Origin of the sequence: Aestuariibius insulae, from assembly GCF_040783535.2 — a bacterium.
GTDB classification, from domain to species: Bacteria; Pseudomonadota; Alphaproteobacteria; order Rhodobacterales; family Rhodobacteraceae; genus Aestuariibius; species Aestuariibius insulae.
In genome coordinates, this window is record NZ_JBFONW020000003.1 from 149,608 (window position 1) to 173,584 (window position 23,977).

A 23,977-nucleotide genomic window follows, 5' to 3' on the forward strand; every position below is an offset into this window, starting at 1 on the left:
TGCGTCAAGCGGATGGACCCTGGCCTCTTGACGCAGCGCAAGGATGACCGATCCTTATCGCCATGCGTCTATGTCTCCTATTTCTCGTCGCCATTCCCGGCCTCGTCCTCGCCGACTGCCCGCCGCATGACCCCCAAAACGAGCTTCGATCAAGGCTTCTCGCCCATCTCAGCGTCGCTCCGACAGAGGACGCCGCCGCGCCGATCGCCTCGGAATTGTGGAGGATCTGGCTCACCGCTCCGGACCAGCAGGCACAAGATATGCTCGACAGCGGGATGGAGCGCCGCGAGATGTTCGATTTCGAGGGTGCGGAGGCGATCCTGACGGCTTTGACGGAATACTGCCCGGACTATGCGGAGGGCTGGAACCAGCGTGCCTTCGCGCGCTTCCTTCGGCAAGACTATGCAGGAGCACTAACTGATCTGGACGAGGCTCTGACGCTTTCTCCGGATCACATCGCCGCCCGGTCCGGTAAGGCGCTGACCTTGATGGGCCTGGGCCGCACGGACGAGGCACAGGGCGTTCTACGTGACGCCCTGGACCTCAATCCTTGGCTGCCCGAGCGCAGCCTTCTGCAAGAGACAATCGATCAAGAGCGGGAGCTCTAGGCTCTTTGAGCCGCAATCGGGTAGGTCGGCGGGCCTCGACTTCAACGCATGAAAAATATGAAAAAGGGATAGATATCAGTATATTGCTTGGTGCTCATGCGGTAGTCAAACATAGAAATGCGAATAGCATGGCCCTGTGACAGAGCGCACAAAATATCTCGTTGCTTAAATGATCGTGGCCATAGCCAAAACCTTATGGCAACTATCAAGTTATCGACGCGGACGTGGTGGAATCGGTAGACACAAGAGACTTAAAATCTCTCGATCGTATGATCGTGCGGGTTCAAGTCCCGCCGTCCGCACCATCCTCTTCTTAATGCGCAAGGGGGCGCTTTCTCGAAGGGGAAGTCAGAAGATAGAACCTCCTGCGCTGTTATAAATTTTCATTCTACAACAATGCCTTGGGCTAGCGCTATATAAGTCGGGCTATGCTTGAATAAGGTCTTCGTAACGAGAAATGCAGTCTTCTATCGGTAAGGCCATCAATCATCGACAGCTTGCCTCCGATCCTTGATCGCTCAAAGGGTCGCAACAAAGGCTCGCCCACCACAAGAGCGATCATGCGCCGGTCCTTATCAGGTTCGATGTTGGAGACCTTCCTCACATTCTGTATGATCGAATGAACGAGGCGCGTATATGGCTCAGGAATACTGGTCATTTGGGAATAGCTGGATCGCGGCGTTCATCTTGAACCGCGCTACCGGGCGCGCTGCGCTTCGGTAGTCTTGAGACTCATATGCTGATACATGACAAAACTTAAATCGCCTCGATCGCTAAAGTAATCACGCGGCTCGCCAAAGACGATGGACAGCTAAGAAGCGAGACGTACAGCATGATCTGTGGCAGTTTCCGCGAACATCTCGCCGATAACACTGTCGGCGATTGCAGCATCGTAGATGGCCATTGTTATGAAGAGCCTTCGTTCGGCAATAGGTGCGTGTGAGGTCATGCTTAAGTCATCTTATTCACTGGTGCCTGCGCCAGAAGCATCAATTAATCCTCCCGCTACCGGAATTTGGCTGCGAAAGTGAGACTCGAACGATCTTTAATGGAAGTTCGGGTATGTCGGATTGCGCCGCAAATTTTGCGTTGGTTATGAGAAGAGTACTACTCAAAACGACGAGCCTGTATGACCGTCACAGGGGCTCGATGTGATACTTTCGAGAAACGAAGCACCACTGAAATCTTGATCTATTTCGGAGAGGTGAATGCCGTCGTCCTCGGCTACAGGCAGTCGGCTGCCAACCAGCGGTCGACCGTCTCTGCTGTCTGACGCAAGGTTGCATGCGATTCTTTCTACTTTTGAAGCGCAATCGACGCGCCAAATTCCTTCGTGTTTGGCTGCGCTACGACAGAGGCACAGTTATTGTATGCTGCAACAGTGCTGTTGAGAGTAATGCCTTCGACATAGTCTAAGAATGATGTCTTCGAAGTCGAGCCAGATTTCTAAAGACAAGTCTGCGTCATTGTTTGAGACATATAAGAGTGGCCTAAACGAGGCGGTGACAAATTGCCGTCCATCATGAAGCTCAACGATGTCATTCAGGAAAACTCGCTCAGATTCCCCTACAATAAAGTTCGTCCAAGTGAGCTGTCCTTCGTGTAAACGCTAACCGCACTGGAAGATCCGCGTACTATGATAATATTATTAAACGTTAAATCTCTATGCGAAATCGCCGAATCGCGCTCTGGGCATGGTCCGACGTCGACAACAACTTGCGACTTCACGCCGCTTTCTACGGATGGCTGCTGGATGTGGTCTATCTCATCGGCACAACATCATGAAACCTGACTATGAGATCCGGAAGAGCAGCTCAGAAACCGAGAGATCTTGTCCAAAGGACGTGGAGCGCATCAGATGCCCGCAAGGCAATAGCCATAGCCAATCCGTCCTTTGAAATTTTGGTAGCAGCTAACGCAGCTTACATCTGGGGAGAGGGGCTATATACCTAACTAGCTAAATATACTTTAGCCATGGCATCTGCGCTAGCCAGTTTAATTCAAGAGTTAGGAATTAGATCTAATAACCGAAACACTTATCACCTCTGAGTTCTTCAAAGAGGTCCAAGATAAAAATGTTTCACGTAAATATATTGAAGTGCAACGTTAAGGTTATGAACTCGTCTATAGTCACTGTGGTTTGGCCAACACCACCGAGTGCAAAGACCATCGACCCATATTTTACCATTTCCGCGAATGCCGAAGGCAGCCTCGCCCCTTGCGGAAATGACTTCCGGCGATTTTCATCCTCAACAGCGCTCGCAAAGGCATCCCCAGCACTCAAATGGCGCGTGAGTTACCTATAACGCAGAGAACCGCATGGTTCCCAGCCCATCGGATTCGCGAAACATGGCTTCAAGGCCGCAATGATCACACGGCCGGTCAAGTCTAAGTTGACGAAACCTACGTAGGCGGCGAAGGGAACAACAATCACTTTAAGAGAAGCTGAAAGCTGGCCGTGGTACGGTTAGCAAGACAGCCATTGTCGGAACACGTGATTAAAACGTCGAGATTTGCGTAATAACGGTGAAAAATACCGGGGCGCAATGCTTGCTCGCTTTCTTCTCAAAAACAAAAACAAAAACACTGACGCATTTGTCGTGATCGATATACATTGCGGCTACATCGGCTTATTTTCAGCGGGCTATCATCATATCACCGTCAAGCATTCCGCTGGGGGCACGTCCGCGACGTGGCGCACAACAACGGCATCGATAGCTTCTGGTCGCTGCTCAAGCGCAGTTACATCCGCATCTACCATTACATGCGCGCCGAACATCTGTCTCACTACGTGAAAGATTTTTCCTTCCATCACAACACGGTACTAATCGAAGCCATGGACTCTCTCGGCATGACAATCGAGCGCATGTAAGACAGGTGGTTGACATGCGATAGGCTAAGCGATGATTGACAGCAAGAAAGACGAATTTGACCCGATAGAAACGGCATTAAAGAATATAGTTGGCTCGGTCGCCCCGCGCGCAGTCCCAAGCAGCGAGTCGGACGTTACTTCAGCGGATCGGCGGGATTAAATGAACGACAACGAAGCCATTCATCGCGGGCGCTTCGCATTGGACCAGGCGAGATACCGTACGATGTTTTGAAAATGACCGCAGGGCTCTCTCTGGCATCGGGATTGCAAATGCACTTGGTAACCATAGCGGCGCGGTAAAAAAATGCTCAAAATTGAAGTCGAAAAAGACGGTGCTCATGTGCCCGTTTTTCTAGCATATAATAGTCTTTTGCCTTGCGCCAACATCGAATTGATGGTATTATCCTTAAGGTTAATTACGCATAAGTGGGATAAATCTTCGGCAAAGGGTTACGTTGACCAGCGTTTCCCGAGATTTGCAATATTTTGCTTTAAGCATGTCAGGATAGCGTACTTAACCTGCAAAACTGAAAGATGATGGGAGATGCATATCACTCGTCAGACGTCTGGCGGCTATCTAAGTATATAGGCGCCATAGGAATGAGCGTGCCTAATCCCCGATTGAAACCGTACTCGAGCCGGTATCCGCGGCGCCGCCGCAGGAAATCGCATCTCCGACACGCCCTGCCGGTTTGCCGTTGATAAATACTGTCCCCGATCCGCCAGATAGGGTTCGTGAGTGAGGTGGCGCGAGGCAGCTTGGGCAAGCATGAGGCGCGTAGTCATCGCCCTGACGCACGACAGGGATACCATCAACATTCACATCGGGAGAAGCCGCGATGGAGGCAGTCGGAGGGAAGTGACAGTCATGGCCAGAACCGATGTCACCTAGACGAGTGGCTTTGGGCAAGTTTCTCTCCTCACTACAAATTAACGGAAATTAGATACACCTCAACACAAGCAAGCGGACAGAAAAGGATACCTAGATAATATCTAGAGTCTAAGTCAGGTAGACCATATCATTAACCGCGGAGGATCACAAAGCCGATTAGCATCGCGAGTAGACCGAAGGAAACCATGACCCAAAGGTCAGCAATGATTTCTCCTAGCGCAACCAAAAATCCAACCCCTGTCAGAAAAGTCCCTCCTGCATCTACGATTGAGCTAATCGAGTAGCGAAGAAACCCCATCAAGACTGGCCACCTTACTGTCTAAGATATAGAACGCTTCGGTGAACTCGACAAAGAGCGCAAAGTAGAACCTAAGGATTTCATCGAGTGTTGGAAATAATTTTCTGTACCAAGTATCAAGATCTCACCGATCTGGAAAAAAGAGCCGCACCAGCCCGTGTATAAGGACACCACCCGAAACCGCCATACAGAGCCACGCGACAAACCTTGAGCCAGTAATCATCAATACAAAATCAAAAAAGAGAGTACCCAGAAGTGTTAAGCAGACCAGTAAAGTAACCCAAAAAAGAATTTGCCTTGCCATCACTTTCATAGCTACTCCCAGTACTTCTCAAGGTTAACCTGATCTGGCTCAAGATCTCCAAACATCGACATATACTGTTCTTCCGTGGCGCGTCCTTCTCGATAGGCGATTTCCAATAAGTCTTCGATCATCTCGAGTCGCCTTTGACCATGATCATAGAGAGCTAGCCCTGTAATTATGAGGGCGCTACCCGCCAGTCCCCTACGACCTATTTTTGAGAGTGGACCGCGTCGCCCAGTCACATTATCGATTGCTGTACTGCCCGCGGAACGCGCAGAAGCGATAGCTCTGTCTCGTAGTCTACCTTGAGTGTTACCAAAGGTTTCGTTCGCAGATACCGCACTACTAACACCAACGGCCAATGGCGCGGCAGCAGCTCCAGAAGCACCTAAGCGACTCAAAACATATAAAGCTTGCCGCAAGTTCTTATGCAACTTCACCAACTCCTCGGGGGAGGCTCTCAAGTCATTCCACCATTGCGGTAAAATACGCATATTTAGGAGGATAAGATTCACTTCTCGAAAGAAAACATGATGCGGCTGTTGACCACTTATCGCAGAACGCGGGGTCAATCCAAATGCTTCCGCCATAATCTGGCGTATTTCCATACCTGCTTGATCGCGCACTGACTCTTGATCATGGTTGGGAACCAAGAACATCGCTACAACAACTTGTAAACACACAAATGGATAATCAATGGTGTTCTCAGCGCTAACCTCGAATAAATCACAATAATCTTCGAGACGGCTTTGATGGCCATCAGTCCAACCTGCCGCCTCTAGCTCCGCTTGTCTTTCAGCCTGTCTGGCTTCATATGCGGTTGTGTCGATGACATAGCCCTGCTCCTGTGGCTCGTCCGGTTCATCTCCGAAAAGAAGCTCTAATAGTCCACCCATGACTTTCTCCGGCTCTAGTTCAGATCAATACGTGGCGCTTTGCTTCGGATAGTTGAGCTACCTTCGATCCTCACGTCACTCCCCCTCAAAGTGACTGTTCCATCTCTATCGAGGGTGAGTGAAGATGAACCAACCTTGAACATAATTCGGTCGGCCGCGTTAATGTGCACAGTTCTTTGCGATGAAATCATCACGTTTCTACGTACATCAAATGTCAATCCACTTCCGACTGACAAACGATAGCTTTCGCCTGAAGATAGCGTCGTACTGCCTAACGCGGTCTGTGTGACACTGCCTCGCGCCTCCGAGCGGATATCACCGTCGGCCTGAAACGACATGCTGCCATTTCGCATTTGGGTAAATTTCCCACGTCGTAACGTTCGTGCACTTGCACTGACCTTATTGACCTGTGCACCCATTCCTGCGGATGCGGTTTCGTCAAGGCCAGTGATACCTGCCGAAAATACAATACCAACCCCGGCATTTGTCAAAAGCCCACCGGACACCTCCTGCAAACAGTTCCCTTCTATCAAGCCCGACTTATTTCGTAGGACAATTTCAGAGCTATCTCTTCTCACAATAGTATTGAGGTCGTTTTGTGCGTGAAGCCGGATCTCCTCTTGCTCATTCTTATCCTCGAACCTGAGTTCATTGAAACCAGTGCCCTGATGCGTATCACTCTTAAACGTACTCCGCGTCTTATGCTTCGGCAGCTCGTATGGCGGTTGGTTTTTTCCATTATAGACGCATCCGGTGACGATGGGCTTGTCCGAATCGCCGCGTAGGTGCTCGACGATAACTTCCATCCCGATCCGCGGGATGACCATCCCGCCCCAGCCCTTCGACGCCCAGTTCTGGCTGACCCGCACGCGCATCGAATGCGCGCCGCCCAGGTCCCAGTGGAAGCGCACCAGAATGCGGCCATGTTCGTCGCAGTCGATCTCGCCCTCGCCGACGACCACCGCCGTCTCTGGGCCGGCGATCCTTGGCGCTGGCGTGCGCCGCTCGGGCATCAGCGGCGCGTCATCGGGGATCAGCACATAAGCTCCGTCATAGGCCCGCTCGTCCCCGTTCGCGTCGCCGGAGCCGTAGGCCAGTGATCGAAAGCTGTGCCTGGCCTGAAGACATATGAAACGTCGGCCGTTACCTCCGATAGCTCGTCACCCGAGATTTTGACGCAGCCTCCTGCCCCTAGTCCCGCGACGTTCCCTTCTGCCCGGTGCCGGGGCGCCTGTCCCCGCTCGGCCATCAAACGGCGAGCCACCAGGCCTTTTCCCTCCTCATTACTCAAATAATCGCCAGGCCAATCAAAGCTCTCGACGTTGCCTCTCGTGTGACAGGCGTCCCCGGATCTATCGACCTCCTGCGCGGCATTGGGAGTTTTGAAGTTATATTCTGTCAGCCGCACCGCGCCGGTGGTGATCCGCTTGGCACCCGACCAAGTGCGGAAGTGCTCTTCCTCCGACAGGTGATGCCCGTCAACAGGGCGATAGGGCCGCGTACCGCCAGGAATGTCGGGCAGCGCGGAAACATCGTCGACTAGAACCATCGCATGGCTGCCTTCAGAATGCGTCCATGCCCACGAAATGCCATGCCGTTCCAACTGGCGGCGCACGAAGTCCGCGTCGCTTTCGCCATATTGGACTGTGTACTCCAAGACCGGATAGTCTTGGCTCGTCGAGATCTCCAGATGCGGATCGCCCAGATCGGTATAGTCCGCCAGAACCTCCTCGACGATCTGGATCACCGTGCGGTCATGGAAGATCCGTTGGTTGCGCCGCAGTCCCGCAACATGCAGCCAGGGGCGCAACACCAGATCGTAGCGCCAACCGTTCTCCGCCGCGCCGCCATGGCTGGCCTCGCAGACGATCCCATCGAAATGCCGTGTCCCGCCCGCCATGTCGATCTCAACCGTTGCATGGGTTCCCAGCAGGGCCTCGAGATCGAGCCCCGACGCAGTCCCGAGCGCCTCGATTTGCCATGTGAAGTCACCGGAAAGCTCCTCGTCGCCGTTCATCCGTAAGAGAACCAGGGCGTCCTGCCCGAGCGCCGTCGTCAAACGCCCTTGGCGGGCATCCTGAGAAAAGAGAGCATTCATGAGAAACTCGTGGCTCCGAAAAAGAATGGTAATTTAATCAACTCAGCATCGAGCAAGACTGCGGCAAGAGAAAGGCGCACGCCCTCGTTAGATCAGCACGTGACTGCACGGTCGAGCAAAGAGCGCGCGGAGTTCAGTTACGCCCTCCAAGGAGAGGACGGCGGCATAACGTCAATGAGAGCAATACAGCGGAGTTTTCCGCTTGCCTTAAGATCCATCCGAAACCGATCAGGCGCGGTCCACCAGCGCATATTGGCACTCCAAGCCGCGCTGACCTGTGCTTGATCCCGGCTCCAGCGGTACCGGCACAAGCGTACCTCCACATTTCAACCAACCCATCTTTCGCTCTTGGCAGGGTATTTCGCGCGGCGACGTTCTCGGACCACCTAGTAACCTTAGTTTTTGCCATGCCTCAACAGTTGCAGGACCGCGGCTCCAAGCGCGATTGCGCTTCCAGCATCCAATTCAGTGGCCGCTCAGTTCGTGCCCATTCGCCGATGCGGATCGCCATTCGCCGTGTCCGGCGGGAAGGTCGGCCAAGACAGCCGCGATTGTCTCCGCATCCTTATGCGCCGAGCTCCGGCCGATCGCGGTATCGATCCCCACCCCACCCAGACCGGCGCGCTGGAGCAGCACATATTCCATGCCATAGCCGCGGGCTTCGGGCGCCGGCCGGTCCGCGAACTCCAACTGAACCTTCTTACGGGCAAAGGCCACTGAAGGGCCTCGAGGATGCCCCCCCTCGGACGGGAGCGGATGCGGTCGAAGCGGTGGGCCGTTGGTCGAGGCGACAAGTTGATGATCGTCGCACATGGCGCGTGATGAGCCGGTGCCTCGTCCACTTCAATCGGCGGGATCTGGGTGACCTCGGTTTTTGCCAGGAAAGCACCGATGGTTGGCTGCTCTTCTTTAGTCAGTTTGGCGCTTTGGCCTATTGCTTCACCTTTGATTCCAAGATGTTGTTCCTTCAACATAAGGAGAGAGAAGATGTTGATTAAGCGAGTCAGCTTGTGGGGCGGCTCGGGCAGAACGCGCAAGGACGGGGCCGAACCCCAGCAAAGGCGCCAAACAGACAAATCTCTGAACAGAAACGCATAGTTAGGACGGCGGGGCTCGTGGGGCGCATAAATTCCCCCTACACCTGAGAGATCTCCTGCAAGCAAAGCCCCACAGCTCGGATCTCGCGCGCGCACATAAACCCCGCCAATTTGCGCCTCAAGCGCCTCAAGCGCCCCAAGCGCCCTAGCCACTCCGAAGGGCGCGTAAGCCTTTGCCATCCAAATGGTTCTCGGATCAGAGGTCTGACCGAGAGTACCGAAAGGCACGACGAACGATATGGTGATTATTCGGGAAGGCCAATACGATGATCGAGGCCAATTTTTTCATAACGCATGTATTTAATACGAGTACACCGCAGCGAAACCTACTGTCCGAATCAGGCTTAAACGAGATGCGACCTGAGCGGATTGGCTATGCCTCATGCTCTTCAGAAAGGTAGTTGGGTGTGAAAATCCCAAATAACTGACGCGTTTGAGATCGAGAGAACCAATCAATCTCGCCTCGAGTGTGGAAAAGGCTGATAATAGATGGTTTTTGCCCACTTAGTGAAGCTGTATGGCGTCATACTGGATTTTCTACTACTCGAATGCCGGGAAGACCTATCACTAAGGTTGGCCGACAAAAATGCGTGACTTTGAACGAAAGGATAGCGGATGCAAGTTATCAGCGGCTAATTCTACTCGCCATTAAGCTCGCATAGGCGGCTCATGATGACTACGTTTTCTCTTCCAAAAATCTAAAGTTGTTTTGCCGGCCTCTGGCCACCTTGGACGCTAAATGCATCGTCTAAAACCAAGACGATCACTATCGCATCTCTGCACCTTAGAAATTAAGAGATTTCAAAAATTACGTTTACATCGGTAGAAGTCGAAAATAAAGCTTTTTTCCATAAAATTTAGGTATCTTGGAAATATTGTTAGTCTGTCTAAGTTATTGTCGCAATTGCGTCTGATTAATACGATGACGATACCCTGTCAATTCTGTTGCTACCTTCACCGGTATTGCCTTCCCCCCTAGTCTTGGGCAAGAAGTTTCGATCACCACCCGCTTACAACTTCGGGGTAGCGACACGTTCGTCGTTGTCACGTTGCCTGAATTCGCAACCTGCAACTACGCGCTTTGGATGCTTGCTTGGTTTGCCCTACTGAACCAACGCGATCAGCGAGTGAGCCAGTCACATTGAAACGCTGACGCGCGTGCCCAAACCGCTATGGCCGCGCGGTTCCTCGCCAGTCGCAGGTTTGGATATAGTGAACGGACCTCCATCGTTTTACGAGCGATGGGGGTCTCGGCACTTTGTTTCAACACATAATAAGGAAGTCAAGAAAGAGAAATGGAGTTCATTTGGACACTGGTTGTGTGCGCTGGATTGACCGCCGACGGGGCTGTAGCGAGCGCGAGATCAGCGTCATGCTGGCCTTGATGCCTGTTTGGCAGCCGCTCAGGCGACGAAGATAACACGCGCGAGCAATAAGCAGGCCTATGCAACCTGCGAACTACGCCGCGCTGGCGCCGTCGGAGATCACCCAAGAGGATCGTTGATCATCGACGATATTGAAACGAAGATCTAAACTGGTCAGTTGGTTTTTGGGGGCGGTGGGCTGCTTATTGAGACCTCGACGCATATATGCTTTTCCACCGCGACTAACGAAAGTACCGGTACGCGGCGTATTGTTTGGTTATCATTGCCTCCAAGCTTTACACGCTCGATCTTCCGATAAAGCGCAGCGGCCGGAATGCACTCTATGACGTCGTTGAGCTTGAAGCCTAAGCTGATTCACTGTCGATTATGGGCGGGTAGGATTGAGAATGGCGATACCAGAGGGTCGCGGACACCGCGTTTGGAAGTTGAAGAATACCACCCGCACAAGATCGGGTGGCGTTGTCCGTTCCGACCATCGTCAGACCGGTAGGCGGATGCCGGACCTGCCGGCGGATCACCCTGACTTCGCCGCGGCTTGGCTCACTGAAGAGAATGCTGGCCCGAAGCCGACACGGCACGATATGGACATACTAGGTTCAGCCTGCCGTCTTTCTGAGCATTCTGCCGTATTTCGCGACTATAGCGATGGACATCGCAACACTCTCTCCAAACATTTCGGCAAGATGGCGAAGCGGTATGGACGGGTTAAGATCACAAACCTTCGTAAGCGCCATATCGCGATCGACATCGCGCGCTTCGAAGGTCATGCGGTAGAATGCCCCGAAAGGCTTGGCGATCGCTTCTCGCGTAGGCGACATCCAAAAAAGGAGCCTGATGGACACTGATCCGTTACGCGCCTTACGGCGCGCACGCGTCAGAAGGAATGACTGATATCCGCCTTGGGCCTCAGAAGATCTGGAACACGTGCGGAAGCTTGGCTGATTGGCAGTCCGCAGCGAGCGGCGCTGGAGTTGCTACACCGGATGGGCGCACGAGCGGTGGACGCCCACTTGCTCATCCGCGGCAGGATCGACCGGGACGGGATCCTGAGGTATCTGCAGAGCAAGACGTCCAGCGAGGCCTTCGTCCTGATGCGCGCACCCTTACTTACCCAGTGGGCGAACCATGAGTAGGGTCTCGAATTAGCGATTGAGGCAGTCGATTCGGTTGAAAGTCGACCGCCACTGCTTCTGGAGACCTGATTAGGCAGGGCGCACGCGGTCGTCGGTATTTCGAACTATGTCTTAATGCTCGCGAGAAAGGCCGGGGGCGAGAAATCAGCGCATGGGCTACGAGAGGCGCGGCTCTCTGTGCTGGTGAAAATGGGGTACAGACCATTCACTGACGGCATGGTGCGGTCATCTAGCGCCTGCGGAAGTCGAACGTTATGGCGACTGCTAGCCGTCGCCGGGCGATTAGGGGCACAGACCGGAAGAAGAACCTGAAAAGTGTCACGGACATTCTGAAAAGTGGCCTTGTAGGCCGTTGATCTGTAGTGCGATTTTTTTGGAAGTGGCAGCCCGTAGGGGGCTGCGGAAAAGGCGATGAAACAGAGGATTAGACGATAGTGGGACAGTCCGATGTCTCATAAGACGTCATGGTTTTCTGGGAAAAGTGTCCCACTAGTTTGGAACCTGCAGCAAGCATGATCGCCTTCAATCGAGAAATCAGATTTAGTGCATGGCTCAGCTTACGAAGCAGCTCGCTCGACGTTCGATAAGGCAAACTTATTGGACATAAATAAGAACCGTAACGTGGGGCGGTTTGCACATCATATTGTGGACGAAAGCGCCGTGACGCGATAGTCTTGTGGCATGACCTATGCCCGCCAACCCGTTCTCGACGATGTTGAGACCCTACCCCGGATGCCGTCCTGGGTCACCTCGGTGCGGGCAGAAGCCCCTGAAGATGTGGCGTTTTTGTCGGGGGCAGCCCTCAGTCATCTGCATCTTGTGTTGAACCGAGAGGACGTCCCCCAGACCTTGCTGCGGGCACGGCTGGCATTGCGTGCCGCGGAGGCGTGTGTGACGCGCCAAGGACGCCCGGAACGCGCTTCGGAGCTGCGGGATGCCGTGGCTTTTCTGCAGCCTGGCGACAGTCCGGGTCCTGCGGGGGGCATCTATTTCTCTTGGCGTCGGGCGGTGAAACGGCCGATCTCGATCGAGTCCCTGCAGCGGGCGCTGCCCGAGATCGACGCCGACCAGATCGCATCGTGGCTCGACGGGTACAACCCGCGCGGCACGGGGCAGGGGGTGCCGGCCCCCCATGCCGCGGCCGTGCTGCAGGCGATTCTCGCGGATCGTCCGCGGGATCCCGCCGCGGCGTTGATCCTAGCGGACGCAGCCTTGGCGCAGGCCCTCGGGCGGCCGCTTATCCTCCCGCTCCTGGCGCTCGGTCTGAAGCGCGCCGACCTGCGTAAGACTGGTGCGGACCTGAGCCTGGCCTGTCATCGGGCAATTTTGTCGGCTGCGGCCGAGGCAACGCGAGAGGCGGCCGGCCTGGCACGGCGCGCGGTGCGGCTTCACGCCGTCGCGCCCAAGCTCCGGGCAAAGGGCGCGGAGGAGGCGGTTACTCTGTTTCTGAACCGGGACGCTGTGGCGCCGCCAGCGCTAACGTCGTTGCGCTCCAGTCGTGCGGCGCGGCGGTTCTGTGACCGACTGGTGGAGCTCGGTGCGGTGCGCGAGCTGACCGGGCGCGACACCTTCCGGCTCTACGGGGTCTGAGAAATGGCGAAGGATCACGCAGATCAGGTGCTGGACCGAGAGCTGGAGGACCTGCCTCCTGACCTGCGCTGGCGCGAGTGGATGCGCCGGATTGAGGCGGTTCTCTTTGCCTCTGCGTCTCCTGTGCCGCGCGAGGACCTGGTCCGCGTGGTGGGGCAAGGGTTCTCGGTCGATCTGTTGATTGATGATCTGATTGCTGATCTCGAGGGGCGGTCGTTTGAAGTGGCGAAAGTCGCCGGCGGTTGGATGCTGCGGACGCGGCCAGCTTACGCGGCAGCGATCCGCGCGGCGGCGGATGTAGGCGACCAGGATCTTGATCTCCGCGAATACGACGTCGCGGTCCTGGCCGTCATTGCGTATCACCAGCCGATCACGCGGGATAGGCTCAAGGACATCTTTGGCAAGGAGATTAGCCGCGACCTGATCGGGCGTCTGCATGCCCGCGACCTGATCGGGACGGGTCCCCGGTCGCCCCGGCGCGGGGCGCCGTACACCTATGTGACGACCGAAAAGTTCCTCGCGGCGTTCGATCTGGAGTCTCTCCAGGACCTGCCGGATCGTGAGCAGCTGGTGGATGCGGGGGTTGCAGGTTAAGGACCACAAGTCGCTTTCGGTTAGTCTGTTGCCGGTGTTGTTGGGTGCAAAGGCTCTGTGCGAGCACTGTTCTCCTAATATGCTTTCGAGTCTTGCCGGTTTCCCTTGCCCATGCATGACGCAAATTCGGCCGTTCTGCTTATCGTTTCATTCGCCGTGCAACGATTCATGTGGCGTGATAGAAATAGTCGCAATTTCAATGTGATAATCGTTTCGGCCATTTCACGAAGGCGGCTTTTGCTTTGTGACCCAAGAATCGTTTCAAAATCCGTGAAACGAAAACTTGCGCCGAGGAAAAATGTAGGTGTATCAATATTCTAATCGTTTCAAACTTGCGGAATATCGTTTCATGGCCTTGTCGGATCAAGACGTTCTCGAATTTGTCGGCGAGAACCCGGGTGCTGGACGCGATGCCATCCGGAAGGCCGTTGCAAGGGATGTGAGCGAAACCACTATATGGCGTCTCTTGAAGCGCATGGTGGAGGAAGGTCGCCTCGAGATATCTGGCAAGGGCAGGGCGACGGGATACAGGATCGCCGGGGGTGCGGTCGTCCGGGCGCATTTGTCGACGCCGTACAACAGGCGAGCACCGGTGTCCTATCGACCGGAGTTTCTCGACGCGTACGTCCCGGAAAAGACCTGGTACCTGTCTGCATTAGACCGCAAAAGGCTGTTGGAGGCCGGTCGCCCTCAGGGAGGCGCAATTCCAGCCGGAACATACGCGCGTCGGATCCTTGAACAGCTTCTAGTCGATCTCAGTTGGGCGTCGTCCAGAATGGAGGGGAACACCTACGACATTCTGCAGACTGAGCGATTGATCAGGTTTGGCGAAGAAGCTGCGGGAAAGGATCGAAAAGAAGCCCTGATGATCCTCAACCATAAGGAAGCCATTCAGTATGTCGTCGACAATCTCGATGAGATCGGGCTTCGGCGTCCGGATTTGTTCGCGATCCATGCGCTGCTCTCAGACGGTCTTTTGGCGGACCCGGCGATGTCGGGCCGCTTGCGTGCGATGCCGGTCGGGATCTCGCACTCGAGCTATCGACCGCTCGATGATGCGGTCACGATCGCAGAGGAATTCGATATCCTGCTGCACAAGGCTGCGCAGATCACCGATCCGTTCGAGCAGTCCTTCTTCCTTCTAGTGCACATCCCGTATCTCCAGGCTTTTGCCGACGTCAACAAGCGGACTTCGCGCGTGGCGTCGAACATCTCTCTTCTGAAGTCGGATCTTGCGCCGATGTCGTTCACGACGATGGATGACAGCGACTACATCGACGGGCTCATCGGGGTCTACGAACTGAACAACGTCTCGTTGCTGCGCGATGTCTACATAGACGCGTATCTGGCCTCCGCCGAAAAGTACCGAATTCTCCGCGCTGAGGTGGAGAGCCCGGAAAAAGCGGCTTTGGCCTATCGGGAGTTTGTTCGCGCAGCCGTCCGGCGTTGCGTTCTCGAGTTCAAGGAGTTCCGAAACGATGCGGTTGATGAGATGGCCTTGGCTGCTGGCGTGCCCGATGCTGATCGAGCGGACGTTGTCACTTATGTCCGTGAGCAGATCGCAGGGCTCCATGAAGGAAACGTAATCCGCTATCGGCTGAAACCAGATGATCTGGAAGGAGTGAAACTCCGCTAGATCGTCGATCAAGCCGGGCCGAGGAACTTCAACGCATCAATAGCGCATTCAATCATTGCGATAGTCGTTGCAATGATGGGCATCCAAAATAGTGTAGTGCGGAGAGGGTTCTGTTAATGTCTTCAATATTCAAGTTTTTCCGAATTACATTCTTTCTCGTCCTGTATTTCTTTTTGTGCATGGTCGTGGTGACCACAATGCTTCAGGATTGGCCAGACGGCGGCCAAATGCTGTTTGCGTTCGGTGTGCCTGTCATTCTCGTGTGGTGGCAGGAAAAACGGAGATCGCGGAAAGTCGCTGCGCAAGCCAAGGGAAGTTCCGAACATCGAACATCCCGATCTGAGCCGAAAACGCGACCAAGTGCCTACGACAAACGTGTCGAGCGTGAGCGGGCACGAACTCGCGAAGCCAATGTTTCCAACACATCGGCTGCGACTAAAGCCTATTCCCCACCGAAGCAGGACTACGCTGAGATCGTTCGCGCTGGAAAGTCTGCTGCGCCCGCTCTTGCGGCAGCCGCTGAAAGAAAGAAGTCTGGGCGAGTTGCATCGAGCAGGGTGTCCCGGACAAAGAAGAACGGATGGGTTCCGTCTACCGAAGCTGCCAGCGTAGCCGGCCGCAACATCGGCGGGATGGTCTATGTTGGCACGCCTCCCCCGCTGAACTCCTACGGGTATCATGACAAATGCCGAGCCTATATCGATCCATCCTTGTCAGTCGCGCGCTCGGGCAGGGACAAGGCTGGCGATGGTATGCCGTATTGGCCCGGATACTCGGATATCTCACCCCAATGTCGGGCAACCTACTTGGAGTGGTTGGCAAGTGGGCGAAGCGACGCCTCCTATAACCCTGGCTACATGTTCCTGTACTTCTACGGGCTGGAGCGTCGCTTCTTCGTCGATCAGTCCAATGAAGATGCAAAGGATATCGTCCAAGAAGTTCGGCGGCTGCAGTCACTTTACCCTGATAACCATTCCGTCAGACGCTATTTGGGTGAGTTCCTCGACATTGCGATGCTTGTTGAAACCGACCTCGACGCTATCGAGCCGATTTTCGAGAAGCAGGGCTGGGAACTTCCGTTCTCACTCAAATACGCAATCGGCGCTCGGATCGACAAAGGCGAGCACCTGACTGCGGACTGGTTGCTGAGTTGGTTCATCTGCCATCCCGAAGGCAATCTTAGAACTCCCGCGACGCGGTGCCGCGACGAGTTCATCGCCCTCTTCCGCATGCGATTTGATGAACGATTTCCGGACGGACTAAAAGTTGCCAAGCCTAGGAAGAAGCTCACGGCGTCCTATCGGGCCGCTTCCAGCGAGTTTCAGGGTTCCGCCAACCCAACCGTGGATGGCAAGCCTGTCCCGGATATTTCCGGCCTGCGCAAACCGATCGAGATTGCCCAGGAGCTGGCTGATGAGGTGATGAACGATCTCGACAAGCTCAGTCGCTTCCTGGGCCGAAATCCTGATGGCCGCGGAAGCGTTGAAGCGCATGCCTTGATGCCCACTGAACTTTGGGAGGCCTTCCCATCCGAGGAAATGGACCGCTTGAAATCCTGGGCTGCCGATATCGTCGATCGAGGGGGATTGGTGCCGCTTAAGGAGGTGATCGGACGTCTGGAGGGAGAAACGCACGAGAAGATCGGGAAACGGCAGATGACAGGAGCGGCCGACGCGCTCGCGCGCCTCGGTTTCGGTCTCGCGCCTGACCCTCGGTTTGCACTCCGATCACCCAAGGCGGAAGAGCCCGTTGTGTTGTTTAGCCTGGGTGAACCCATCGAAAGACTGGAGGAAGTTTCCGACAGCTATCGAAGCGCCTTGATGGAATTGGCACTTGGATCGTTCGTCGCCCATGCGGATGGTCGCATCGCGGAGCCTGAACGCAGGGCGCTGGAAGGTCAGGTTTCTGCCGCGGCCCTCAGCGATCAGGAACGCCGCAGGCTGCGCGCAAACCTTGAATGGTTCCTGTCCGTGCCGCCGGACATGACGCTTCTGCGGCGCAAATTGAAGGATGTGGGCCAAGACAGCCAGGCCGCTATGCGCGCAGCACTGGTTAGTGCAGCACATGCTGATGGAATTATTCACTCCGACGAAGTCGCAAGCATCGAGAAAATCTACAAGGCTTTGGGCCTCGATCCTGCGCTGGCTTACTCGGACCTGCATGCTGGTGAAGTTGCGGATGGTCCTCGCACTGTTCGTGCCTCGCAACCGGGTCGTCCGGGCGAAGCGATACCCGATCTTGAAAAAGCAAACGGACCCAAACTCGACGCGTCGCGGATCGCAGAAATCCGTTCAGACACTGAGCGAGTGTCGTCTGTCCTGGGCCAGATTTTCGATGTCGAAGAGGAAGAAAACGGTGTCTCCGGGCCTGCCTACCAAAGCTGGCTGGCGGGGCTTGACCCGAAACACGGAGCGCTGGTCCTTGAACTGGTAACTCGGGAGCATTGGTCTGAAACCGAGTTCCAGACGATCTGCGCCTCGCACGGCTTGATGGCGTCTGGGGCTTTAGAAGTCGTGAACGAATGGGCTTTTGAGATCTACGATGAAGCGCTTCTTGACGAGTATGATGGATATGACGTGTCTCCGGAGATTGCGGAGGCGGTAAAAGAAAAGATGAGCGCGGAGGGCAGGGATGTCGAAGTTGAAACCACGTGAACGCGATGCAATCGTACAGGCCCTTCGAGCCGGGGTCGTGCCCAAGCTCGGTTTGCGCCATATCCAGGTCGGCCGAGTCCGGGAGATTGAAGAGCTCGTCAAGGACATGGACCGGATATCCGATGGCGGATCGGCAATCCGGTTCATCATCGGGGAATACGGATCGGGCAAGACATTCTTCATGAACCTGATCCGCCTCGTCGCCTTGGAGAAAGGCCTGGTCGTCATGTTCGCGGATCTGGCGCCGGATCGCCGCATTCACGCGACCGGCGGGCAAGCCCGAGGGCTTTATGCAGAGATGGCCCGAAATCTGTCGACGCGGACAAAGCCAGATGGCGGGGCATTGGCCAGCGTGGTGGAGAGGTTTGTCAGCCAGGCTCACCGAGATGCCGAAGAACGGGATTTGCCAACAGGGTCTGTCATTCGTGAACGCCTTGGCCACTTTGAAGAGCTTACCGGGGGGTTTGAGTTCGCTGAAGTCATCCGTCGATATTGGGAAGGCCATGAGACCGGCGACGACGAGTTGAAATCTGCGGCCCTGAGATGGCTGCGCGGCGAGTTCGCCACACGCACCGACGCGCGCAAGGCGCTTGGAGTGCGAACGATCATCGACGATGCCAGTGTCTACGATCATCTAAAGCTGATTTCGGCATTCGTATGCGAGGCCGGTTACAAAGGTTTGCTCGTGGGCCTCGACGAGATGGTGAATCTCTACAAGCTCACCTCGTCGCAAGCCCGCAATGCAAACTACGAACAGATCCTCCGGATCCTGAATGATGTGCTGCAGGGCAGTGCCGAGAGCCTCGGATTTCTCATGGGCGGGACTCCGGAGTTTCTGATGAACACCCGTCGTGGGCTCTATAGCTATGAAGCCCTTCAGTCGCGTTTGGCCGAGAATACCTTCGCGCGAGACGGATTGGTCGACCTTTCAGGACCCGTTGTCCGGCTGGCCAGCCTGACCCCTGAGGACCTCTTCGTCCTTTTGGCCAATGTCCGGCGGATCATGCAGGAAGATGCCGGAGCTTTACCGGACGACGCGCTCGAGGCCTTCATGGCGCATTGCTCGGACCGGATCGGTGAAGCTTACTTCCGCACCCCGCGCAATACGGTGACGGCCTTCGTGAACCTGCTTTCCGTGCTTGAGCAAAACCCCGGTGTCGAGTGGAGTGATCTGATCGAACAGATCGAAGTCTCCGAAGACCTCGGCGAAGACATGACCGCGGTAGACGAGTCGACTGGCGCCCAAGACCCCGGTGACGATGACCTGATCAGCTTCAAGCTCTGACGCCGATGAGCGGTGCTTTCGACAAACTGGCGAGGCCTGTGCAGAAATGGATACGCCAGAAAGGATGGCGCGAACTTCGCGACATCCAGGCGCGATCCATCCGGACGATCTGCGAAACCAATGCCGATTTGATCGTTGCGGCTTCCACGGCGGGCGGAAAGACGGAGGCGGCGTTTCTGCCGTTGATTTCACAGGTGCTTGAAGAGCCGTCGGGCGGCACCGGCTTCGACCTGCTCTACATCGGTCCGCTGAAAGCTCTGATCACGGACCAGGCCATGCGGCTGGAGGACATCTGCCAAGAAGCAGAGCTTCCGGTTGTTCCCTGGCACGGGGATGTCTCGCAATCGATCAAGACGCGCGCGTTGAAATCTCCAAAAGGGATCCTGCTGATAACCCCAGAGTCCCTTGAGGCACTTTTCATTCGTCGTGGTTTGGAAATCGCTCGCCTGTTTGGGGCCACGCGGGCAGTCGTGATCGACGAATTGCACACGGTCTTAGATAGCGAACGTGGTGTCCAGCTTCGTTCACTGCTCACACGGCTTGAGCTCGCGATAAAGCGCCCAATCCGTCGAGTAGGTCTGTCAGCCACACTTGGCGACATGGACCTCGCCAAGGCCTATCTTCGCCCTGACGCAGCAAGCTCTGTCCAGCTGATCGAAGCAGATGGCGGCGAGGCTGAATTGAGGCTCCAGCTTCGCGGCTACCTCTCAGGCGGTGAAGATGAATACAGCCCGTCCGCAACGGACGCAATTGCAGCCCATCTGTTCAAGCATCTTCGAGGCAGCGACAACCTAGTCTTCGCGGGAGCACGACAACGGGTCGAGATTTATGCGGATCGATTGCGGGAGTTTTGCGAGCAAGAACACCTTCCGCAGGAATTTTACCCCCATCATGCGAGCCTCTCCCGCGATCACCGTGACTTCGTGGAGCGGCGGCTCAAGGATCCTGCGAAACCGACAACAGCCGTATGTACGTCGACGCTCGAACTTGGAATCGACATCGGCGACGTGACCTGTGTGGCTCAAATCGGCGGACCATTCAGCGTCGCCGCGTTGCGGCAACGGCTCGGGCGATCAGGCCGGCGCGAAGGACAACCGGCCACTCTCAGGCAGTACGCTGTCGAAGCCGAGTTGACGCCGGAGAGCAGTTTCGTTGATCGTCTTCGCCTCGGCCTGATCAGGTCTATCGCGATGATAGACCTGCTGCTGGAAGGCTGGTGCGAACCGCCAAAACCCCAGGCGCTTCATCTCTCGACGCTCGTCCATCAGATACTGTCAGTCATAGCGCAGCGCGGCGGTGCATCTGCAAGCGTGGTCTACAATATGCTCTGCCGCGAAGGCCCCTTTAGGAAAGTCACAACCGATGTCTTCGCCGATGTGTTGCGTTCGATCGGTCATCCAGAAACCGGCTTGATCGAACAGTCCGGTAGCGGGCTGTTACTCTTGGGCCCGACAGGCGAAAAGCTGGTCGAGCACTACAGCTTCTACGCAGTTTTTCAAACTCCTGAGGAATTTCGTTTGGTTGCAGACGGGCGGGATCTCGGCACTCTGCCGATCGACAATGTCCTTGCCCCGGGGATGTTACTTATCTTCTCCGGGCGGCGTTGGGTTGTTCAAGAAATCCATGACCGCGAAAAGGTGATTGTAGTCAAACCAGCGAAAGCTGGTGTGCCACCTGTCTTTGGCGGTGATCCGGGTGACATTCATGATAAAGTAATTGACCGAATGTTCGCGATACTCGAAGGGAGCGCTCTTCCGGCTTACATGGACGCGGTGTCTCTGAAGATGCTGGAAGAAGCGCGGGGATACTACGACCAACTCGGGTTTCGGACCAAGAATATCCACGTTCTCGGCGAGCATACATCGATAATCGCAACGCGGGTTGGGACAGTGAAGACGTCAACTCTTGCGCTTGCACTTAGAAGCGTAGGGTTCTCGGTTGAGCAGCATGACGGGTTTCTGATGGCGGAGGCCGGTGACGAAATACCCGATCTTCGAGCGGTGCTGGCGGAAATGGCATCTGGCGAACCTCTTGACCTGTTCGGCGATGCCGGAAACCTAGCGACGGAAAAGTTTCACCCCTACCTTTCGGTGTCACTTCTACAGTTAGATGCCGTTTCTTCAAAGCTAGCACCCGATCATCTGTGTAGCATGCTTGATCGGATTGCTAACTGATAAAGGCGGCGGGAAGCCGACTTTCGCTGCGCCGCCGAGAGATTTTTGGCGCGAAGCGAAAGCGGACTTTCCCTTCTTGTATTGTGGTCGCGCATATAATGCGCAAGCACTTGCCTTATCGTATGAAGTGCCAAATCCGTTGCCAGATGCTTTTTGCTTCAGTTTCATGCTCTAAGTCGAGTGCATGGCCGGGCGCCTTTCTGACCTCCGGCTGTTGGGCGTAGTGACGGGACTTGACCTTTCGATCGCGCAATCGTTCAGCTGCCACTTGCTCATCCGTCCACGGTCCAGCTTCAATGACGCGCCCTCGCTTGATCACGTAGTGTGACCGGCAGTCTAATGTCCAATTCCCAATGGACGGGTTTAGCGATACCGTTTCACCGTCAAAGATCATCTTCCAATCAGTCGGTGTGAACGGCGTAACAATCTCTTCTCCGCATCCGCAACAACAGCTGTGCGCTGCCGTTCCATACTCCATCGAAACGTAGAGAATACCTGGTTTGACCTTTTCTGGAATATGTTCAACAAAGGCGTGTTCTAGTAGCTCATGCCGCATCATTTTGTGTCACCATTCAGCAGCATGTTGCCATCCGTGGTGTATGTGCAGTGGTGCTCCTGCTCCAAGTCCCGGTAAAAGCCGCGAAGTTTCTTCCACTTCACGACAGCAAGCACCGCGTTCAGCGCGTTTAAGTCAGCAACCTGAATATTCGAAGAATAGAGGTCCTTTTCCCCGCCCCCAGAAAAAGACACGCGGCCATTGTGAACGTGGTCCCGCATGTCAGGCGTGCTCGTCGTTACGCGGAGAATGCCACCAAGTGAGCCTTCATCGAGTTCAAGACCCATGCCGACATCGATGAACGATGCGCCTATAGCTTCCAGTTTTTCGACAACTAGTCGCTTTTCTTCGCCAGCATCCATCGACAGAAAAGCAAATGTTACGCCGTCGAGCTTGTCCAAATTGGTTGCGCTCATGGCTTCGTCGCAGGCGATGATGCCACAGTGCATCTTGGAATAGGTTGCTTCAAAGTAGTCAACTTTTTTGGATACCTCCCGTAACTCCTCAATGGATGCGGCTCCAGGCGCACGAAATGCGTTGTGCTGAAGAAACTCATCTGAATCGAACAACCTGATCTCAGAGACCGGGGTTTTCGCAACCAAGTCCAAAACGTAACCGCCCGTTCCTCCTAAACCAACAATCGCAACGACATCAGACTTCAGAAGATCGGACAGCGCGCCGATACCAACCCGATCAGAAGCAGTTTCAGTGTAGTTGAAAATGCTTTCTTCTTCCGCTTCCGGTTCTTTCATCGTTCTTGGGGTGGCGTGACCATCCACAACCTCTGCAGGACCGGAGAGAATTGCCGCATATGTGGTCATCTTGTGAAAATAGTCGACATACCCGCCCTCTGGTTTGCTTGAGAATGAGTGCTTCGCAGCCAGACCGTTCCCGAGGTCAGTGTAACGGCTCTGATGCCGGATTGGTTCGATCGGGCGACCATCTGCCGTACAAGGAAACTCACCATCAAAGTGAATGACATGTGTGTCTGGCCGGCGGGTCTGATCCCCAGCCAATGTCAGACTGGAGATCAGTGTGCCGCTGCGAACCTCACGGCTCTTGTCGACATACGGGACATTGCGCATCACAAGAAAACCGCCCACAACTTGCACGAGGTAACCTTCATTTCGCAGGCGCTTGAGATCGTCATTAAGACTGAACAGTGCGTGTGACATTGAATACAGTCCCCTTCTTTTTGATTTTAACAAAACCACCCGCAGCAAGTTCACCCGCGTGTGGCTTCGAAGCGGCGTGCCGGAACGTCATCGAAAAAATGACATTCGGGTCGTGCGCGCCGGGAAAAGCAAGTTTCACAACTTCTTCAAAAGTCACGTGACGGTCTTCGACCTCACGGGGGCGCGAGTTTATGACAATGATGCAAGTCGCATCAGGGCGCGGCGCAGTGATGAACCGTTCGATCCCAGGCTCGTTCAAATCCATCAAATCATCTGGTTCCACGAGCTGATCTGTCCCACCCCGTTTTTGGAGGAAAACAGCCTCGTCATCGTCAACCTCGGCAAGCTTGTAGAGCGCAGCTCCGGCGATGGCGGGCTTGCCCCACTCGATCTGTCGATTATCAAGGGTCAGTTTGTAATCGCGATCCGTCTGGAACGCGACAAACCGCTCAGCACCCCGCGCCCGAAGGTCGAAAGGTTCATCAAGCCGGATATCCTCGAAATCACCGGAGGCGAGTATGGCAAACAGACTGAAATTGTCATTCGGATTGCACCCCGCTGCGGCGAGAATCTGCCGGCCAAGGGGAATGGGATCCGGAACTTCCAATTTCCGGAATTTCAGGCCGTCGACCGCGAAGCGGATACGATAGGCCCGCGCCTTGCGCAGCGGGCGATCTTCGCGCAGTGCATCAGAAAGATCGTCATGATCAGGAATGTCGTCAAGAGTCAT

General features: G+C 55.1%; 17 protein-coding genes, 1 tRNA gene and 1 pseudogene. 10 read left to right on the top strand and 9 right to left on the bottom strand.

Annotated features, from left to right (window positions below; all coding sequences use genetic code 11):
* The first annotated feature begins 62 nt into the window (after positions 1–62).
* The 3 genes and pseudogenes from AAD018_RS09760 (at position 63) to AAD018_RS09770 (ending at position 3,480) form a co-directional block, all read left to right on the top strand.
* Entirely contained in the window at positions 63–608 is a 546-nt protein-coding gene (locus AAD018_RS09760) for a tetratricopeptide repeat protein (RefSeq protein ID WP_367316264.1), read from the top strand.
* A 218-nt stretch (positions 609–826) separates the two neighbouring features.
* Positions 827–913 (top strand) — tRNA-Leu (locus AAD018_RS09765).
* 1,718 nt (positions 914–2,631) lie between these two features.
* Positions 2,632–3,480 (top strand): annotated as a pseudogene (locus AAD018_RS09770) (IS1595 family transposase).
* 139 nt (positions 3,481–3,619) lie between these two features.
* Here the strand turns inward: AAD018_RS09770 and AAD018_RS09775 are convergent.
* The 6 genes from AAD018_RS09775 to AAD018_RS09800 form a co-directional block, all read right to left on the bottom strand.
* Positions 3,620–3,820 carry a hypothetical protein gene (locus tag AAD018_RS09775; RefSeq protein WP_412005239.1) on the bottom strand — a complete coding sequence of 67 codons (201 nt, stop codon included), beginning with the start codon at positions 3,818–3,820 and terminating at the stop codon, positions 3,620–3,622.
* A 270-nt stretch (positions 3,821–4,090) separates the two neighbouring features.
* Positions 4,091–4,390: a PAAR domain-containing protein gene (locus AAD018_RS09780; RefSeq protein WP_367316263.1), complete on the bottom strand. Its 300-nt coding sequence runs from the start codon at positions 4,388–4,390 to the stop codon at positions 4,091–4,093.
* Positions 4,391–4,985: 595 nt separating this feature from the next.
* Complete coding sequence (locus tag AAD018_RS09785; protein WP_367316262.1) at positions 4,986–5,870, bottom strand: hypothetical protein; 885 nt, start codon at positions 5,868–5,870, stop codon at positions 4,986–4,988.
* A gap of 14 nt (positions 5,871–5,884) precedes the next feature.
* Positions 5,885–7,000 (bottom strand): type VI secretion system Vgr family protein, encoded by a 1,116-nt coding sequence (locus tag AAD018_RS09790; protein WP_412005262.1) that lies wholly within the window; start codon positions 6,998–7,000, stop codon positions 5,885–5,887.
* Positions 6,904–7,968 carry a type VI secretion system Vgr family protein gene (locus AAD018_RS09795; protein ID WP_367316261.1) on the bottom strand — a complete coding sequence of 355 codons (1,065 nt, stop codon included), beginning with the start codon at positions 7,966–7,968 and terminating at the stop codon, positions 6,904–6,906. Before AAD018_RS09795 ends, AAD018_RS09790 begins: the two co-directional genes overlap by 97 nt.
* A 465-nt stretch (positions 7,969–8,433) precedes the next feature.
* Positions 8,434–8,685: a hypothetical protein gene (locus tag AAD018_RS09800; RefSeq protein ID WP_367316260.1), complete on the bottom strand. Its 252-nt coding sequence runs from the start codon at positions 8,683–8,685 to the stop codon at positions 8,434–8,436.
* 2,259 nt (positions 8,686–10,944) lie between these two features.
* Between AAD018_RS09800 and AAD018_RS09805 the strand changes: the two genes are divergently transcribed.
* The 7 genes from AAD018_RS09805 to AAD018_RS09835 all read left to right on the top strand — a co-directional run bounded on the left by AAD018_RS09805 (position 10,945) and on the right by AAD018_RS09835 (position 21,516).
* Positions 10,945–11,295, top strand: a complete 351-nt coding sequence (locus tag AAD018_RS09805) for a hypothetical protein (protein ID WP_412005240.1) — start codon at positions 10,945–10,947, stop codon at positions 11,293–11,295.
* Between the two features lie 969 nt (positions 11,296–12,264).
* Positions 12,265–13,173 carry a DUF1403 family protein gene (locus AAD018_RS09810; protein ID WP_367316258.1) on the top strand — a complete coding sequence of 303 codons (909 nt, stop codon included), beginning with the start codon at positions 12,265–12,267 and terminating at the stop codon, positions 13,171–13,173.
* Between the two features lie 3 nt (positions 13,174–13,176).
* Positions 13,177–13,767, top strand: a complete 591-nt coding sequence (gene scpB / locus AAD018_RS09815) for an SMC-Scp complex subunit ScpB (RefSeq protein WP_367316257.1) — start codon at positions 13,177–13,179, stop codon at positions 13,765–13,767.
* 349 nt (positions 13,768–14,116) lie between these two features.
* Positions 14,117–15,403 (top strand): Fic family protein, encoded by a 1,287-nt coding sequence (locus AAD018_RS09820; RefSeq protein ID WP_367316256.1) that lies wholly within the window; start codon positions 14,117–14,119, stop codon positions 15,401–15,403.
* Positions 15,404–15,519: 116 nt separating this feature from the next.
* Complete coding sequence (locus AAD018_RS09825) at positions 15,520–18,057, top strand: TerB N-terminal domain-containing protein (protein ID WP_367316255.1); 2,538 nt, start codon at positions 15,520–15,522, stop codon at positions 18,055–18,057.
* Positions 18,035–19,342 (top strand): ATP-binding protein, encoded by a 1,308-nt coding sequence (locus tag AAD018_RS09830; RefSeq protein WP_367316254.1) that lies wholly within the window; start codon positions 18,035–18,037, stop codon positions 19,340–19,342. Before AAD018_RS09825 ends, AAD018_RS09830 begins: the two co-directional genes overlap by 23 nt.
* A 5-nt stretch (positions 19,343–19,347) precedes the next feature.
* The gene (locus AAD018_RS09835) at positions 19,348–21,516 is read left to right on the top strand and encodes a DEAD/DEAH box helicase (protein ID WP_367316253.1); all 2,169 of its coding nucleotides are present in this window, start codon (positions 19,348–19,350) and stop codon (positions 21,514–21,516) included.
* A gap of 115 nt (positions 21,517–21,631) precedes the next feature.
* Here AAD018_RS09835 and AAD018_RS09840 read toward each other — a convergent pair whose 3' ends face one another.
* Genes AAD018_RS09840 through AAD018_RS09850 form a run of 3 tightly spaced genes read right to left on the bottom strand, consistent with a single transcriptional unit; the run spans position 21,632 to position 23,977 of the window.
* Positions 21,632–22,075: a DUF6527 family protein gene (locus AAD018_RS09840; protein WP_367316252.1), complete on the bottom strand. Its 444-nt coding sequence runs from the start codon at positions 22,073–22,075 to the stop codon at positions 21,632–21,634.
* Entirely contained in the window at positions 22,072–23,247 is a 1,176-nt protein-coding gene (locus AAD018_RS09845; RefSeq protein ID WP_367316251.1) for a ThiF family adenylyltransferase, read from the bottom strand. Before AAD018_RS09845 ends, AAD018_RS09840 begins: the two co-directional genes overlap by 4 nt.
* Entirely contained in the window at positions 23,222–23,977 is a 756-nt protein-coding gene (locus AAD018_RS09850; protein ID WP_367316250.1) for a multiubiquitin domain-containing protein, read from the bottom strand. Before AAD018_RS09850 ends, AAD018_RS09845 begins: the two co-directional genes overlap by 26 nt.

What these genes read in the sequence shown, in the direction of transcription:
- AAD018_RS09810 (WP_367316258.1), top strand. Translation starts at nt 12,265, where the DNA reads ATGACCTATGCCCGCCAACCCGTTCTCGACGATGTTGAGACCCTACCC.
- AAD018_RS09795 (WP_367316261.1), bottom strand. Translation starts at nt 7,968, where the DNA reads ATGAATGCTCTCTTTTCTCAGGATGCCCGCCAAGGGCGTTTGACGACG.
- AAD018_RS09760 (WP_367316264.1), top strand. Translation starts at nt 63, where the DNA reads ATGCGTCTATGTCTCCTATTTCTCGTCGCCATTCCCGGCCTCGTCCTC.
- AAD018_RS09845 (WP_367316251.1), bottom strand. Translation starts at nt 23,247, where the DNA reads ATGTCACACGCACTGTTCAGTCTTAATGACGATCTCAAGCGCCTGCGA.
- AAD018_RS09830 (WP_367316254.1), top strand. Translation starts at nt 18,035, where the DNA reads ATGTCGAAGTTGAAACCACGTGAACGCGATGCAATCGTACAGGCCCTT.
- AAD018_RS09805 (WP_412005240.1), top strand. Translation starts at nt 10,945, where the DNA reads ATGCCGGACCTGCCGGCGGATCACCCTGACTTCGCCGCGGCTTGGCTC.
- AAD018_RS09840 (WP_367316252.1), bottom strand. Translation starts at nt 22,075, where the DNA reads ATGATGCGGCATGAGCTACTAGAACACGCCTTTGTTGAACATATTCCA.
- AAD018_RS09825 (WP_367316255.1), top strand. Translation starts at nt 15,520, where the DNA reads ATGTCTTCAATATTCAAGTTTTTCCGAATTACATTCTTTCTCGTCCTG.
- AAD018_RS09850 (WP_367316250.1), bottom strand. Translation starts at nt 23,977, where the DNA reads ATGACTCTTGACGACATTCCTGATCATGACGATCTTTCTGATGCACTG.
- AAD018_RS09785 (WP_367316262.1), bottom strand. Translation starts at nt 5,870, where the DNA reads ATGGGTGGACTATTAGAGCTTCTTTTCGGAGATGAACCGGACGAGCCA.
- scpB (WP_367316257.1), top strand. Translation starts at nt 13,177, where the DNA reads ATGGCGAAGGATCACGCAGATCAGGTGCTGGACCGAGAGCTGGAGGAC.
- AAD018_RS09835 (WP_367316253.1), top strand. Translation starts at nt 19,348, where the DNA reads ATGAGCGGTGCTTTCGACAAACTGGCGAGGCCTGTGCAGAAATGGATA.
- AAD018_RS09820 (WP_367316256.1), top strand. Translation starts at nt 14,117, where the DNA reads ATGGCCTTGTCGGATCAAGACGTTCTCGAATTTGTCGGCGAGAACCCG.
- AAD018_RS09775 (WP_412005239.1), bottom strand. Translation starts at nt 3,820, where the DNA reads ATGAGCACCGTCTTTTTCGACTTCAATTTTGAGCATTTTTTTACCGCG.